The 14,303-nt window shown below is 33.7% G+C and carries 16 protein-coding genes; 1 reads left to right on the top strand and 15 read right to left on the bottom strand.

What is annotated here, in order from left to right; translation table 11 throughout:
• Nucleotides 1-24: 24 nt before the first annotated feature.
• From HNQ56_RS00915 to HNQ56_RS00850, 14 genes are all read right to left on the bottom strand, one after another.
• Nucleotides 25-1,173, bottom strand: coding sequence for a helix-turn-helix domain-containing protein (locus HNQ56_RS00915; protein WP_429141840.1), 1,149 nt, complete (start codon nucleotides 1,171-1,173; stop codon nucleotides 25-27).
• Nucleotides 1,174-1,198: 25 nt separating this feature from the next.
• Nucleotides 1,199-1,975, bottom strand: a complete 777-nt coding sequence (locus tag HNQ56_RS00910; RefSeq protein WP_429141838.1) for a DUF5986 family protein — start codon at nucleotides 1,973-1,975, stop codon at nucleotides 1,199-1,201.
• Between the two features lie 214 nt (nucleotides 1,976-2,189).
• A complete protein-coding gene (locus HNQ56_RS00905; protein ID WP_429141836.1) occupies nucleotides 2,190-3,323 on the bottom strand; it encodes a tyrosine-type recombinase/integrase in 1,134 nt (377 codons plus the stop codon).
• 70 nt (nucleotides 3,324-3,393) lie between these two features.
• On the bottom strand, nucleotides 3,394-3,573 hold the full coding sequence (locus tag HNQ56_RS00900; protein ID WP_429141834.1) for a hypothetical protein: 180 nt from the start codon (nucleotides 3,571-3,573) through the stop codon (nucleotides 3,394-3,396).
• Between the two features lie 79 nt (nucleotides 3,574-3,652).
• Nucleotides 3,653-3,847 (bottom strand): hypothetical protein, encoded by a 195-nt coding sequence (locus HNQ56_RS00895; protein WP_429141833.1) that lies wholly within the window; start codon nucleotides 3,845-3,847, stop codon nucleotides 3,653-3,655.
• Between the two features lie 1,128 nt (nucleotides 3,848-4,975).
• Nucleotides 4,976-5,182 carry a hypothetical protein gene (locus HNQ56_RS00890; protein WP_429141831.1) on the bottom strand — a complete coding sequence of 69 codons (207 nt, stop codon included), beginning with the start codon at nucleotides 5,180-5,182 and terminating at the stop codon, nucleotides 4,976-4,978.
• A gap of 19 nt (nucleotides 5,183-5,201) precedes the next feature.
• Complete coding sequence (locus tag HNQ56_RS00885) at nucleotides 5,202-5,399, bottom strand: hypothetical protein (protein ID WP_429141829.1); 198 nt, start codon at nucleotides 5,397-5,399, stop codon at nucleotides 5,202-5,204.
• 108 nt (nucleotides 5,400-5,507) lie between these two features.
• Nucleotides 5,508-6,116, bottom strand: a complete 609-nt coding sequence (locus HNQ56_RS00880) for a recombinase family protein (protein WP_429141827.1) — start codon at nucleotides 6,114-6,116, stop codon at nucleotides 5,508-5,510.
• 218 nt (nucleotides 6,117-6,334) lie between these two features.
• Nucleotides 6,335-7,270, bottom strand: a complete 936-nt coding sequence (locus tag HNQ56_RS00875) for a DUF5688 family protein (protein ID WP_429141826.1) — start codon at nucleotides 7,268-7,270, stop codon at nucleotides 6,335-6,337.
• A gap of 74 nt (nucleotides 7,271-7,344) precedes the next feature.
• Nucleotides 7,345-8,055 carry a hypothetical protein gene (locus HNQ56_RS00870; RefSeq protein WP_429141824.1) on the bottom strand — a complete coding sequence of 237 codons (711 nt, stop codon included), beginning with the start codon at nucleotides 8,053-8,055 and terminating at the stop codon, nucleotides 7,345-7,347.
• A 120-nt stretch (nucleotides 8,056-8,175) separates the two neighbouring features.
• Entirely contained in the window at nucleotides 8,176-8,628 is a 453-nt protein-coding gene (locus tag HNQ56_RS00865; protein ID WP_429141822.1) for a hypothetical protein, read from the bottom strand.
• 355 nt (nucleotides 8,629-8,983) lie between these two features.
• On the bottom strand, nucleotides 8,984-9,649 hold the full coding sequence (locus tag HNQ56_RS00860; RefSeq protein ID WP_429141820.1) for a SprT-like domain-containing protein: 666 nt from the start codon (nucleotides 9,647-9,649) through the stop codon (nucleotides 8,984-8,986).
• A 615-nt stretch (nucleotides 9,650-10,264) separates the two neighbouring features.
• Nucleotides 10,265-11,647, bottom strand: coding sequence for a hypothetical protein (locus HNQ56_RS00855; RefSeq protein ID WP_429141819.1), 1,383 nt, complete (start codon nucleotides 11,645-11,647; stop codon nucleotides 10,265-10,267).
• Nucleotides 11,648-11,672: 25 nt separating this feature from the next.
• Nucleotides 11,673-13,244 (bottom strand): chitobiase/beta-hexosaminidase C-terminal domain-containing protein, encoded by a 1,572-nt coding sequence (locus HNQ56_RS00850; RefSeq protein WP_429141817.1) that lies wholly within the window; start codon nucleotides 13,242-13,244, stop codon nucleotides 11,673-11,675.
• Nucleotides 13,245-13,505: 261 nt separating this feature from the next.
• On the opposite strand from HNQ56_RS00850, the gene HNQ56_RS00845 reads away from it, so the two are divergent.
• A complete protein-coding gene (locus HNQ56_RS00845; protein ID WP_429141815.1) occupies nucleotides 13,506-13,784 on the top strand; it encodes a helix-turn-helix domain-containing protein in 279 nt (92 codons plus the stop codon).
• Nucleotides 13,785-13,813: 29 nt separating this feature from the next.
• Here the strand turns inward: HNQ56_RS00845 and HNQ56_RS00840 are convergent, their stop codons facing one another.
• Complete coding sequence (locus HNQ56_RS00840) at nucleotides 13,814-14,047, bottom strand: hypothetical protein (protein ID WP_429141813.1); 234 nt, start codon at nucleotides 14,045-14,047, stop codon at nucleotides 13,814-13,816.
• Between the last annotated feature and the right edge of the window lie 256 nt (nucleotides 14,048-14,303).

The following is a 14,303-nucleotide window of genomic DNA, read 5'->3' as shown; positions in this document are numbered from 1 at the left end:
TCCATTTTTATAACTAATATATCCTCATGTATTATTATATGATAGAATAATATCAGCAGCCTTATTGTATCTACCAAGATACCCATCCTCTAAGCCTAGCAACTTTTCAACCATCTCTTTGTGTAGAGTTAAATTTAGTGAAGACAAAGTTTCCATAAATGTATCTCCAGATATTCCTTTATTTTCTATGATTAACTTCATTGCATGTTTCAGATATCTTGGACGAGTTACTGGAGTATCTTTATCATATGGCTCCTCTTTAATAAAACCTTTCTGACCTCTCTGCTTCATTAGATATTGATATTGATTCACAGTTATTGCCCCCAGTTGGTGTGCTCTTACAACAAGTGCAGCAGCAGATACTCTATATTTCCTTTTTAATTCCACATAAAACATAAAGTCTGTCCTACCTTTAGACAATAAATCTTTTAAATACATTTCTCTTGGAATTAAAAGTGCACCTGCAAATTCATTCATCAGTTGCTCCATATTTTTATATTCTAATTTTGAAAACTCTTCAATATCAAAGAATCCATCAGTAAGAACATGACCTAATTCATGTGCTGCATTAAACTGTTGCCTAAACGCAGTCCTCTCATGTCCCAGAATAATGATTGGAACCATCTGTTTATTAATAACTTCAACACGACTGTAAGCATCAATATTGTTAGATTTTTCAAAAGTGGAAGAAATAATGACTCCATTCTTTTCCATTGTATCGATTATATTATATATAGGACCATTTCCAAGTTTCCACTCCTGTCTTACGAATTCAGCCATTTCTTCAGGGTTTATTAACCCACTATACTCTGACTTGAATTCAGGAAAATTGATATATCGTTCAATTGCTTCATATATTTTAGCAAGCAGCTTTACTTTTTCAATTTGAGCATTTTGACTCTTTTTTGAGGTCGACAATAATGATCTGAAATAAGTATAATTAGTTGATTTATTTAGTATATCCTCTTCATAAAAATACTCTCTTGGAAAGCCCAATAAATTACAAAGACTAAATATATTCTCCGTCTTTGGAACAGCTTTATTATTTTCAAATTGTGATATAGCCTGATTAGTTAATCCGATGCCTTCGGCCACCTCACCTATAGTCATTTCATTATATTGCCTCGCAGATTTTAATCTTGCCCCATTAAAAGAAGATTCTAATCTATACATAGCTAAAACCTCCTATATTATCACATTAATTCTTTTCTTCCTTTTTGCTTATATCCTCTTTTTCTGAAAGAGCAACATCATTACTTATTGGAATTACATTGTCTTGTTTTGCTGTTAATAGAATTTCAGTATCTTGAAGTTCAATGTCATCAAATTCATTTTTATATTCATCCATATCGTAATCTGTACCAATAAACTCTTTCCATGATTCTGTATAAACTGAATTCAAGTTTTCAACCGGTATCTTACATTCAATATCTATTACTTTACCTTTTTCTTGATTAACTAATACCAGAGCATACATTTCTATGTCACCTTTAATACTATAAACCATTTCATTCAGCAACTCCGCTAATTTTTGTTCAGCTTCTTCGTCAATTATTGTTTTCTCTAAACCAAAACTCATTTGCTCATATTCAGGTTCATAAGTACCTAACAATTTACCATTTAGTCTACTCAATACATTACAATAATGAAATAATTTATTCTCCGGCTTCTTATTTTGTAGATTAACGAAATTCTTGTACCTCATATATGTATATAAGAAATGAGATGACTCATCATATACATATAAAACTTCCCAAAGGCCTCGTAGTATTTTATTTACTTGATAACCTTCAGTTTTGAAATGCTTTTCTATCTGGGTAAATATACGATTCCATATAGATGCACCACGTCCATTATGCGTTGTAGTAGGATGTTCTTTTTCCAATTCAAAATGCTCATAATATCCATCTTCAAATGATTGAATAATAAGCCTGATGTCCTCTTGTTTAATAGGGATCCTTGTGTTATACTTCATATGATATTTTCCTTTCTAGATATGATAATGTAATCAGCTAATTACATATTACCATATCTAGAAAAAATATCAAGTACTTTTCTGTATATAGTTTTTTTTCCTATATAATTGTATGAATGTATCTTAAAATACATTTTACATAATAGTATTCAACTATTGACTAATATAATACGTTATAACCCACCTAAAAAGGACTGTTTCCAGTCCTCTTTCCCTAAAACGTCCCATTTAGCTTCTCCATTTCTGCAATTCTTACATCTTCCATTACATGAGCATATAGATCCATCGTTATAGCTAGGGTTGCATGCCCAAGCAAAGTTTTTAAGGTTTGGGGTTCTATCTTATTTTCTATTGCCCTTGTTGCATATGTATGCCGAAGTGTATGGCAACCAAAGTGTGGAACTTCATAACCTGCCTTTTTCATTTTTTCTTGTATTTTATTTATTTCACGTGTTACTCTATATCTTGAAATCAGCTTCCCATCTGGTAAACTGAATACATAATTGCTTCCCTTTCCCATTCCTGTTTCATCTGCTATTACCTTTAACTCCAACATATAATCCAGCAAGTCTGAATTCATGGGAATAGTACGCACGGAGTGTTCTGTCTTAGCCATATCTGTATAATATCCCTGTCTTTCAATCCATATCAGTGTATGGAAAACATATAGTTTCTTTTCAGCAAAGTTAATGTCTTGCCACTTTAACGCTTGCAGCTCGCCCCTCCTTAATCCTGTCATAAGTGCCACTCTCAAAAAACCATGTAGATAACTTTCTTTTGCATATTCTAAGAATACCTGTTGGATATCTTTTGCTAAAGCAATTATCTTCTTTTTGGGTTTTCCCTTTGGTATTTCTGCATAGATAACAGGATTAAAGTCAATTATTCTGTTTTTTATTGCCTTAATAAAGCATCCATTTAATGTTGCATTTACAAGCTTTATCATCCCTTGTGAAAAACCCCTGTCATCAAAGGAATTATATAAGTCCTGTATGTCAGATACAGTAATATCTTTTAAACTCTTCTTTCCAATTCCCTCACGTATATAATAATTATAATGTCTCCGATAATTTTCATAGGTTCCAATCTTAACTGTTTTTAACTTGTATTTTTTCAAGTACAAATCAAACCATTCATTTAAAGTCTTATCTCCTGCTTCTACGTCTTTACCCTCCTTCAAATCTTTTCTTAACTGGTTTAATGTCCTCTCTAGTCGCCCAACATTAGTATCATAACGAAAATAAGGCTTACCTTTGTAAGTCACTCTGCCAAGGTACCTGTTTTCATTGATACGTGGGGTAATCCCCTTAGGTAAATTCTCTGTTTGTAATTTTGTTTTCTTTGCCATAAAATTTCATCCTTTCAGTTTATTCGGGGAGGCTACAGTGAACCTCCCCATTGTTAATGTGCTGCTCCTTTTATTTCGTCAAATCTTCTCTTAACTGGTTTAATATACAATCCAACCTTCCAACATTGGTATCATACCTAATGTATGACTTCCCATTATATGTAACCCTTCCTAAATATCTGCCCTCATTGTTACGATAGCTAATTCCCTTAGGTAAATTCTCTGTTTGCATTTTTGTTTTCTTTATCATATAATTACATCCTTTCAGTTTGTTCGGGGGAGGTTACCATCGAACTTCCCCCTTGTCAATAGTTTTAAGTGGATATTTTTTACATAGATATTTTTTCTATGTATTTTTCAATTTTAGTTTTATAGAACCATACCCTGCGTCCTACATATACCCTTGCCCTTGCTTCTTCAGCTACCACCATAGCTGTTTTATAACCACAGTTCAGCATCTTCATAAGCTGCTCGGTATTAATCGTCAAGGCATCTTCTTCATTGCTATATTTTGTCTTTCTCAATGAAAATCCCCCCTTGCACTTTTTCTTTAGCTTGCATACTCAAAACTCCTTTCATGTTTTATACCAGCTAATAGGGAAGAGTTGAAATTATACGCATATACCCCCTTTTAATCAACGCATATAAGGCCTTAACATTTTTTGTGCATATTTTATACATCGTTCACTATTCCATGTGCATAAATACCAATATATATAACGTTTCACTTCTATATACTAATTGTTTTGTACAACTAGTAGCCATTTTTATATTAAATTTTCTTACATATTGTACATTTTATGATGTTTATTTACTTTTATTACGCATTATATATTGTTATAATTTAGAATCCCATCTATGCCTTTCATGGAATCTATTTATATATTTCCACGTCACACCATTTACCACTTCCCATAAATTGTAAGCTTTAAATAACACACACTCTTATTTACTCCCTTCCAAATTTCCTCATACCCCTACCTATATATTTTTTCTGAGAACCCCCTATTTTTAACCCTTTACACCATTTTATATCCCTATCAAAACTTTTATTTTTCTATTTTGTTATATAACTAAAATCAACATTCCTTTCAGTCAAAATCCCCTAGTATTTTACATCTCAACGTATCTTACAACTTGTCTCACTTTCCACCACTCCACGCTCATATCCATTACTTCACAAAGCTAACAGCACCCCTTTCTCATATCAGCCTATGCTGTTACCTTTAAACTCTATAAACATTCTTTCATAGAAGCATTCCATCCAACATAACACTGATGCAATCTTGGATTCACTAGCTTTGCTTTTGCCTAAAATCTATGCATAATTATACAAACTGCTGATATCCCTAAGCAATTTCATAGTACCTTATGTTTCAACTATTTTTATACTGTTTTTCATAAATATCTTAAGCCGACATCCTGTTTACACCAGTTCACAGTCTGCCCTAAATTACTTCTATAAAATCTATTTTGATTTATAATCACAACTGCCTATATCAGAAACATCCTTTCTTACTTTTTATGCCTATCAGAAAAGACCTTTCTTTGATTGCCCTTTCCATGCTTAAAAATATATTTCCACCTCTTCTGCACAAAAAAAGAACAGAACCACCATTCCAGTTCTGCTCTCTATTGTTTCAATACTTTTTCTATAATCTAGGCTCCATGATACCTTTAATATAATTCTCGAATAACTTTGCTTGGTTTTGGATTAACTCACTGTTTCTAATGTTACCAGCTTCAGGAATAACATGAAACTTAGCAAGTACCTGTCTATTACTTCTTAATACCACTACCCCGGTCAATCTCCCCTCGTCTAAAACCTCAACGTACTTAAATTTTCTTTCACGTACCATACAACACACTTCCTTCCTGTTAATATATATCCATCTGTTCCAGTGTTTCACGTACTGTCATTCTGATAAGCTGAACCAATTCCTTTTTGCTGACTACAAATCTTTCATTCTGGCAGAAACAGCTACTTTCTGTGTCTGCCAACTGATCCTCATCAGTATTTTCCAGATCCAAAGTACCAAAATCATCAATAAAAAAATCACTATACCTGTCATCCATACAATTTTCTCCTCTCCAATTTTATATCCCATCTTCATTATTAAGCAGTTGGAAAGGCTAACTGTAAAACATACTGCACTCTTAATTTATCCTATACTCAAATACCTTTTATAAGTCAATCATCTCATCCGGCAATTCATTTTCCACCACAATGTATCTGTTGTTTTTTTGTCTTGCCCGAATCAGTTTATCTAAGGTAGGACGTGATATATTCAACTCTTTTGATAACGCAGCTTTATTAACTTCCCTATGTATATATCTATTATAATGCTCTTCAAAATTGGGGACGTAAATTGCCTTTCTGCCTTTGTATTTCCCTGCTTTCTTAGCATTTGCAATTCCTTCACGCTGCCTCTCCAGCATAATGTTTCTTTCAAATTCATTAATAGCAGCTATTATTGTAAGAAACAGCTTTCCTGTAACACTGCTTGTGTCAATTTTATCTTTGTCACTGACCAAATGAATTCCCTTGCGGTTTAGCAGTTTCACCAAATCAAGCAGGTTTCCTGTATCACGTGCAATCCTCGAAAAATCCTGTACATAAATCGTGTCGCCCTCCCTCGCAAATTCCAACATCTTCTTTAGTTCTGGTCGGTTCATATCTTTTGCACTGATTTTCTCTGTAAACCATTTGTCAATACCATATTGCTTTAATGCTTCTAACTGCCTGCTCTCATTCTGTTCTATTGTAGAAACTCTTACATACGCTATATTCATTTCTCCATCCTCCTGTAAAAATAACCTCTTAACATCATTTACAAACTGTAAAATTAGTTCAAATTCAAGTTAAAATTTACGCAATTTCCAACCCTATTTTTACGAAAGGATAGACCATACCCTAAATTAACTCCCATAAAATCCCCAAACGCAAAAACAGGCGATACCTGTTACAGTACCGCCTGATAAAAAGGGAATTATGTTGAGCTTAATTGCTCCTAGAGTTTTTCAATTTTATTGGTTGCTCTGTAATACTTATAAACACTGTCAGAAAGTATGTCCTCATTCTGCAATACTGTCCGATTCACGTCAATAACCATCCTCTGTAATTCAAAACCACGATAGCTGCATCCATAATCTAAGACTAAAATAAGTTCATGTACACTGCAAGGTAATATATAAAAGTCTGTACCCATGGCATCAGCAAACTCCTTTATAATAGGATACAACATAACGATAGCACCATTCACACCAATCGAATGGCTTAATACATACATGATACCTCTGCCTTCTTCTGGTACAGTACTATCCAATAATTCTGCATATTCATCACTACCCATTTCCTCTGGTGCTATCATGCTGGTAATTATTTCATTCATGTTTCTAAGAGTAGCAGGAAAATATATTGTAGAATTGTGCAAAGCACATTCGTACAGCCTTTCTATCGTAATGCCCCAACTATGAAACAATGAATTTTCAATCTGATAGGAGCATACACCCTCTTTGGTACTTCCAACTAATACATAAAACGTAACTGCCAGATCGTCATATACCCTTTTATGGGGTACTCCCTGTAGCAATTCCCTGTTCATATCATAATTAACCAATCGTAACACCACACTTCTTCTGATACCATCCCAAGTAAAATCATCTGTAATCATTGGCAATCCTTTGTTAGAGTTCCTATAAACCTGTAAGATATCTTTTACAATGCCTGTAAAATCTTCTTCCTCCTCATATTCCCTATAGTAATCATTCAGATAAATAGTTGGTGCTACTTGACTGCCAACGCACCGAATACATAATCCCAACAAATTCTTGCCATTATTTTTAATTACCCTTATTAACTTTACGTCATATAAGATGCCTAATTCCTCGCTTACAACTGTTTCCACTGCTTCTCCAAACTCTTTCAGACTTAATCTATCAAACATAATTTATATTCTCCTTTATAAAAAGTTGGAGGGCATTATCACAAAGATAACACCCTCATTTATCAGTACCCTATTTAATTATCCGTCAATCTCTCATACATGGAATTTAAGGTTTCTTTCAGAGACTTTAATTCACTGATTGCTTTATAATCCTCTTCCTTAATATCCGATACACTGATAGTAGCTACCTTTTCCAGATTATTTCTCGTAACCTCAATAAACTGCACCAGTTTACTTAATAATCCACTGCCAGAACCAATCTGATACGATCCTCTCTCCAAAGAAAGAATACTTCCATTATTTATCATGCCACGAAGAACATTGATTACTGTAGCTTCTGTAAAACTCTTACCAGAACGATTTGTAATATAAGCTACAATCTCACTCTTCTTATGACTTTCCCCATCTTTTAAGAACTCAAGAATATAATACCTTGCTTCTTCACTGTCACTTCTAAATGTTACAGGAGTAACAACTTCCTTATCCTCATGGTTATCTGATAAATCCTCACTGAAACCCTGTATTTCTTCCTCTGCACCAGTACTGGTATCCTCCATGTTTACCTCTGCATCTACTGGCTCTTCGCTGTTATTTTCTACTGTATCTACAGGAACTTCTTTCTGTATATCTTCTTCAATAAAAGTATCATTTTCCAATAAACCATTTTCCTCAACTGCTCCTGCAATCTCTACCGGCTCTTCCTCATTTACCACATCTGCTAAAACAACTTCCTCCGGTAATACTACCACTGCTGTTTCCTCTACTTTAACTCTTTTTCTTGCCATGTCCATGCTCTCCTTTTTCGTATTAATAAATTTTATACTAATACTATAACGCTGTGGCTATCGGCTGTCTGTAGTGATACTGCAAGGTGTTTTATCATGGAAATGTACGAAGTGCCGGACTTATAAACCAGCACTTTTCAGCCTTCTTCTGACCGTCATATGGTTTACCCCTAATTCATCAGCTACCTTCTGAATATTATGATATTTAGTATATAACTCAACACATTTTTCTACAGATGCATGATGTTTGTACGCAATTTTATAGCCATTCTTAAGTTTTGTTTGATAATCTATAAGCTTACTCAATCCTTCCAACGTGCTATTATCAGGTGATGTTGCTACATTATTCATAATTTTATCTACATCCACCCCTAACTCCTTAAGTTTATTGGATAACCGAATAACGGCTATCCCCTTCTTTTTACTCTCTCTTTGAAAGAACAAGGTACAGTCCATCAAATCGTCATAGTCCTCAAATATCTTTTCCAGCTGACATCTCTTTTCCCAGTCCTCCCCCTCATCATTCTTAATCTCTGACATCATGTACTCGATAAACTCATTACTTAATTTCATTGCCACTCTGCCCCCTTCACACTGTATGGATTAAAATCCAACGTTTTTGTTCACAAATAATTATTTATATAACCATATATCTTACTGTTATTATTCTGGCAGTTTCTTTCATACAGAGAAATTTCACAATCCTTTTGCTTTTGCATAGTACCATTTTCCAATGTTACCTTTCACAAATAATTATTTTTATAACCTTTCGCTAAAAGCATATACCTATTTTTCTACAAGCCGGATTATAATAAGAAAAAGAAATCACTTAAACCCTATCCAGTTAAGCAACTTCTTCTACTGTACATATCGCTACATTCTATTATGTATTTCATTTTTACCTTTTGTTCTATAAAATAACTACTGCCTACGTTGCTATTTCTAATGTTTCCATGCAGTCTCCGCAGATTATGTATACCTCTTTCGTTGCCCTTACTGATAAACCACAAACCCCACATACATATTTACGAGTACTACATTTCTTTTTCACTGGTTTTACTACTCCATCTGTACCGATAGGCTTATTACCATCTGCACCTCCAGTAGTTCCAACTGGTATTACATAATCCTCCCGATAGATAGGAATATCCACCAATCCATTCTTTTTTACCCAATCTATCAACATAATAGATGGTGTTGTCAACGTCCAACCGTATTGAGGATGTTTTTGAATGATTAAATCGCGTTTCTCTGCTTCTTGCTTAAAGATTTTATTATGATACACTCCATTGCTACTAACGTCCTTTATCCCTCTGCTAAAGTTATGCAGATGAACCGATTCATGCATAAGGGTAGCAACAATATTTTCAATAGGACGTGCCATATATTCTGCTGAAATGTTAATCTCATGTTGCCTTTCCTCAACCTTACACCAAACACGATCCAAACTAAAATGTCCAAAAGTACCTGCCTTTTTCTGTATGGTTATTGTGACATCTTCAAGCTCGTTATGAAAGTAATCCTTATTCAATAAACTGTATATCTCTTTCAAATATTTTGCAGCTGTAGCATAATCAATAATTACACTCTCCATAACCCTGTACCTCCAATCTAAAGTGCATTTATCTATTATTTCTTTCCTCTGAAATACACTTTATTATTTAATTTAGAGTACGTTAGATAACAGGCATAGATTAAATCATAATCCCCTACATAATCCCTTATATACCCATTTTACACCCTTTAAACCCATACCCTCATACCTTTCCTATCAAAATCTATCCTCCAGAATATATCCAGTTATTTACATCATGTATACCAATTTTTATAACTAGTCAGACCTTAAAATTCTTCTAAGTAATACCCCTCTATTCCTTAGCAAATTTTATTAATCAGCCTGTCCTCATAAATACATATGAAAGAATTGGATTTTAATTATTGTTGAAAATGACATCCTCTGCAATTAATAATTCCCTACCAGTCATAGTCATAAATCTCTTCCATACTTTTTGATAAGTTTAATATAACTTCTTACAGGGTAATACCAGCAAATCTTTTTATGTCAGATAAACCTATCTTACTTTTATCCTCTCCTTATTCTCAATAAGCACATATCTATATGTAACAGCCCCATTTGTTTTCCAATACAAAAGAGCATAAAAATAAGACCTATATACCGAACTAGTGTATAGGTCTTATAAACTCTTAGTTATAATGCTTTTCCGTCTGCTTGTGCTATTGCGGAATTGATTAGCATTATCATGGCTTCATCATAAGTTATATATTTAAATAAATTTGCATTTCCTTTACTATCTTTCGTTAAAACTCCAAGCTTGTAAGCTGCCTGCACATGAGCATCTGTATCATCTCCAAGCTTCTTATATTTTAGTTCTGCCCTTGACGCTTCATTCTGTCCTTTCCCATATGCCCCTTTACTTTTATAAAAATCTGATGTTCCATAATCACTCTTATCTATATCTTTAAATATTCTAGCTGCATCCATATTATTTCCATCTTGTCTAGCCTCATCTATGTCTGCACCAAAATATCTTCCCATTATACAGGTTATAAATTCCAATCTAGTCATATTAGTTTGCATTTCTTTTTTAGTTAAAGGTTTTTCATTAAAATCATTAAACATATTATATCCATAAGCCATGCTGACATTAGGTAATCCTGTATACTTACCTTCTACACTACCAAAATAGGAGTCAGGATGCATAAATCTGTTTATTAATGTGCCTGCCTGTTCTCTACTCAAATACGTTGTAGAAGAACTATCATAATCTAGTAAACCGTCCTCTCTATTTAATATCCCATAATAAGTAAACAGTCCCACATATGGAGCTCCTTTATCACTCTCTTTTTGTATTAAACCATTCTCTACTGCTATTTTTGCTAATTCATTTCTTTGCGTTTTATTTGTTAAAGCTTTATATACATCATCCTTATAGGTTATTGTATGCCATAAAGACTCCCTTCCAGGATGCATATAATTTACTCCATGTATATTAGTTTTGACACTAGGTAACACGAATAGGCTTTTTTTACCCAAATAGCTGTCTAACGCTTGCCCTAACGCTGGATTCTGTTCTGACCAATATTTTGCTGTATGATACCATTTGCCAACTCTGCCATCGCCCGGTTCATCATTAAGATAGTATGCTACATGGCTATAATATGCTCTCCCATCTGCACTATGTCCACCACGATTTACAAGGGTCATTGTAACTGGATAAGTTATGTCATTGACTTCTTGGTAAAATTTTGTATTACTTATGCCTATCTCTAATAGCTCATTACTAATGTCCTCATATAGGTACTTAAGTGTTTTACCTTGATATTTTATAGTGCCATTTCTAATCTCCCAATTTTTAAATGCATTGCTACTACTATTACTACCGTTTGTACCTGTTGTCTTATTACTTTTCTCTTGTCTCGACTGTGCCCGTTCTAATAATATTGGATTTACAGTCTTTGCAGAAGTATCTTCAGCACTTACAATCGCTGGCACTGTTTGACCCAAGAGCATAGAAACAACTAATGCTAATGTCAATAATCGTCTTTTTATTTTGTCACAACACTTATTCATTGGTATCCCCCATTCTATGAAAATCCTACTTCTTTATCACATATTTATACGTTGCCACAGGACTACTTTGAAAACCATTTCTAACAACCAACACTTTTAATGTTGTTGATTTTTTAATAGATAATGCCTTCGTATAAGCCTTAGATTTTGTAGTCGGCTTAGTTCCATCCGTCGTATAATATATTTTTGTATCAGGAGTGGCACTGCTTAATTTCACAGAAAAACTCTTTTTATATGTACCTGCCTTAACATTCGCTGTTACTTTGGACAACTGGAACGCTTTTGTATTTGTCTTAAATATTGGATATCCTTTGTTAATCCCTTTAACAATCTGCCAGGTAGACTTAAAATCCCAATCCTTAAAATTCGTCTGCTTTTGCATCTTAGCTTCATCAAGACTAGTTGCTGTCGCATTTGCCGCCATGGTATTATCTCCGACTCCTGCAATTTCACTGTTAAACTTTATCTTCTGACTGTTATTTCTTAAATAATATGCCCTATAAATATAAGCATTTGTATCTGCAAAGCCTACTACACCTCCAATCTTTGAATTATCAGATTTTTCCATTTTGCCAGAAGAATAGCTGTTAGATAATTTTCCATTTAAATAACCTGCAATTCCACCAAGATAATTATTAGTAACTCCTTCAGAGCTTTTATATGTACGCCTATAAAGATTTCTAGTTGTTGCTATTCCATCAATTTTACTTGTACTAAAGCAGTTTTCTAATTCTACTTTCTCGTCTACATAGCCAACAACACCACCAACATAATTATTTGCTTCCATATAGTAGTACATGTTTTGATCAAACTTTAAATGTACATTACTACTAATAGCTTCACCGACACCAAACGATTCACTAATATTGACCGGGGTTTCCTCTGGCCACATACCAGTCTTTCCAACTATGCCACCTATGCTATTTGTAATTTCCAAGTGCCCTTTGCTGTTTCGGCTATTAAGAGTATGTTCATTATTGTTAGTAATATTTATGTTTGTATAACAGCGTTTCACACTAGTTCCATTTACAGCCCATCCCACAATTCCTCCAATGGTATTACCGGATAATACAAATGTGTCTGTAGTATTATAATATTGATATTGTTCAATTCTATCAACTGCTATAGTTCCGCTGACATTACAATTCTCAATTATTGTATTAGTGGCAAATCCTGCAATTCCTCCAACAACATATTCCATGCTATTATTTAACATATAATCTTTATTCTCAACAATTTTATATGAAATATTTTGCAAACTTAAATTTCTAACAACAGCATCACCTGTCGCCCCAAATATCGCACCATATCCGTTTTCACTGTTTCTGGTAATACTTAAATTTCTAATTACATGACCATTTCCATCCAATACTCCAGTAAATTCTTTTATAGTCTCCCAATACCCATACGATGCCATATCAATATCTTTTGTCAGATAATACTTAGCCGTTGTATCATTCGCTATATTTGCCAATTCATCCGCTGTTGATATCGGTATGTATCCATCAAATTTATTCTCTGCCTTTACGGTACTGCTTATTGGAATACTAATAAACATGAATACTAAAATTAAAAATGCACTTAACAATCTTCTCATAAGAATCCCTCTCTATCTTTATTTTCACTATAAAATGTCATATTCACTTATAGTTAACTCCACCTCTTATTCTACTGCTTCATTACCCCTTACCTTTTGCAAGTAAATATTCCACTTTGTACCATATTACCACATAATTGTTATCGTTTCAATGATAAAGTTGACTAATAGTCATATTTATATCAATATTTTACCGATTATTCTAACCAATAGTCATTGCTATCCATGTAAACTATTAGTGGAAAGTAGGTGATTATTTTTATGCTCGGGGACAAATTAAAAACCCTTCGTATCCAACATGGTTTAACTCAAGTTGAAGTAGCCGAACGTATCGGTGTATCAAAGTCTATTATCAGCTATTATGAAACCTCTGAAAGACAGCCAAGCTATGAAGCACTCATAAAGCTCGCCAGTCTGTATAAAGTTACTACCGATTACTTACTTGGCATAGAAACTAAAAAGACCGTTGAAGTTACAGGATTAAGTAAGAAACAAGTGGATTTAGTTCTTGCCCTAATCGATACCTTCAAGCACCCTTAAACTATCACTTGTTTATTGGTGCTTATTTTTTACGAATCCTCAATTAAGACTTCTGCCACCTCTTCCTTTTCTACTGTTTCTAATACCTTCTGTAAATGTTGCTCCACTTCCTCCATCTGTTTTCTTAATACATACAATGAAGTAATTACATGATCCATAGTTACTGTTGTGGTATGTTGAAATGCTATCCAAAACAATTCCGCTATCTTACTAATGTCATTTACTTCAATTACCAAATGCTGTAATTCATCCGATAGTGCCATAATCCAACCTCCTCCTTTTCTAAATTTGGGTGGTTATTGTACCGCTACTATCTTATTTATGCAAGGCAATTCTTTCGCTGAATAAACCCTTCTTAACATATAAGCCAATAATCTCTATTACTTGAATCTATCTATATCTTCTCTCTGCCATTTTTCCTATACTAAAGTATACAGTGGTTATCATTAATTTATCTAATCTTCATCATCAGAGCATATCTAAATATTACCTCTGCCATTTCCATATATAACTCCGTGT

The sequence above is a fragment of the Anaerotaenia torta genome (genome assembly GCF_050433395.1).
Lineage (GTDB): Bacteria > Bacillota > Clostridia > Lachnospirales > Lachnospiraceae > Mobilitalea > Mobilitalea torta.
This window is presented reverse-complemented; position numbering and strand designations above follow the sequence as displayed.

Bases quoted from the DNA above. Each gene is read 5' to 3' on its own strand.
- HNQ56_RS00915 (WP_429141840.1), bottom strand. From the start codon at position 1,173: ATGTATAGATTAGAATCTTCTTTTAATGGGGCAAGATTAAAATCTGCG.
- HNQ56_RS00910 (WP_429141838.1), bottom strand. From the start codon at position 1,975: ATGAAGTATAACACAAGGATCCCTATTAAACAAGAGGACATCAGGCTT.
- HNQ56_RS00905 (WP_429141836.1), bottom strand. From the start codon at position 3,323: ATGGCAAAGAAAACAAAATTACAAACAGAGAATTTACCTAAGGGGATT.
- HNQ56_RS00900 (WP_429141834.1), bottom strand. From the start codon at position 3,573: ATGATAAAGAAAACAAAAATGCAAACAGAGAATTTACCTAAGGGAATT.
- HNQ56_RS00890 (WP_429141831.1), bottom strand. From the start codon at position 5,182: ATGGTACGTGAAAGAAAATTTAAGTACGTTGAGGTTTTAGACGAGGGG.
- HNQ56_RS00885 (WP_429141829.1), bottom strand. From the start codon at position 5,399: ATGGATGACAGGTATAGTGATTTTTTTATTGATGATTTTGGTACTTTG.
- HNQ56_RS00880 (WP_429141827.1), bottom strand. From the start codon at position 6,116: ATGAATATAGCGTATGTAAGAGTTTCTACAATAGAACAGAATGAGAGC.
- HNQ56_RS00875 (WP_429141826.1), bottom strand. From the start codon at position 7,270: ATGTTTGATAGATTAAGTCTGAAAGAGTTTGGAGAAGCAGTGGAAACA.
- HNQ56_RS00870 (WP_429141824.1), bottom strand. From the start codon at position 8,055: ATGGCAAGAAAAAGAGTTAAAGTAGAGGAAACAGCAGTGGTAGTATTA.
- HNQ56_RS00865 (WP_429141822.1), bottom strand. From the start codon at position 8,628: ATGAAATTAAGTAATGAGTTTATCGAGTACATGATGTCAGAGATTAAG.
- HNQ56_RS00860 (WP_429141820.1), bottom strand. From the start codon at position 9,649: ATGGAGAGTGTAATTATTGATTATGCTACAGCTGCAAAATATTTGAAA.
- HNQ56_RS00855 (WP_429141819.1), bottom strand. From the start codon at position 11,647: ATGAATAAGTGTTGTGACAAAATAAAAAGACGATTATTGACATTAGCA.
- HNQ56_RS00850 (WP_429141817.1), bottom strand. From the start codon at position 13,244: ATGAGAAGATTGTTAAGTGCATTTTTAATTTTAGTATTCATGTTTATT.
- HNQ56_RS00845 (WP_429141815.1), top strand. From the start codon at position 13,506: ATGCTCGGGGACAAATTAAAAACCCTTCGTATCCAACATGGTTTAACT.
- HNQ56_RS00840 (WP_429141813.1), bottom strand. From the start codon at position 14,047: ATGGCACTATCGGATGAATTACAGCATTTGGTAATTGAAGTAAATGAC.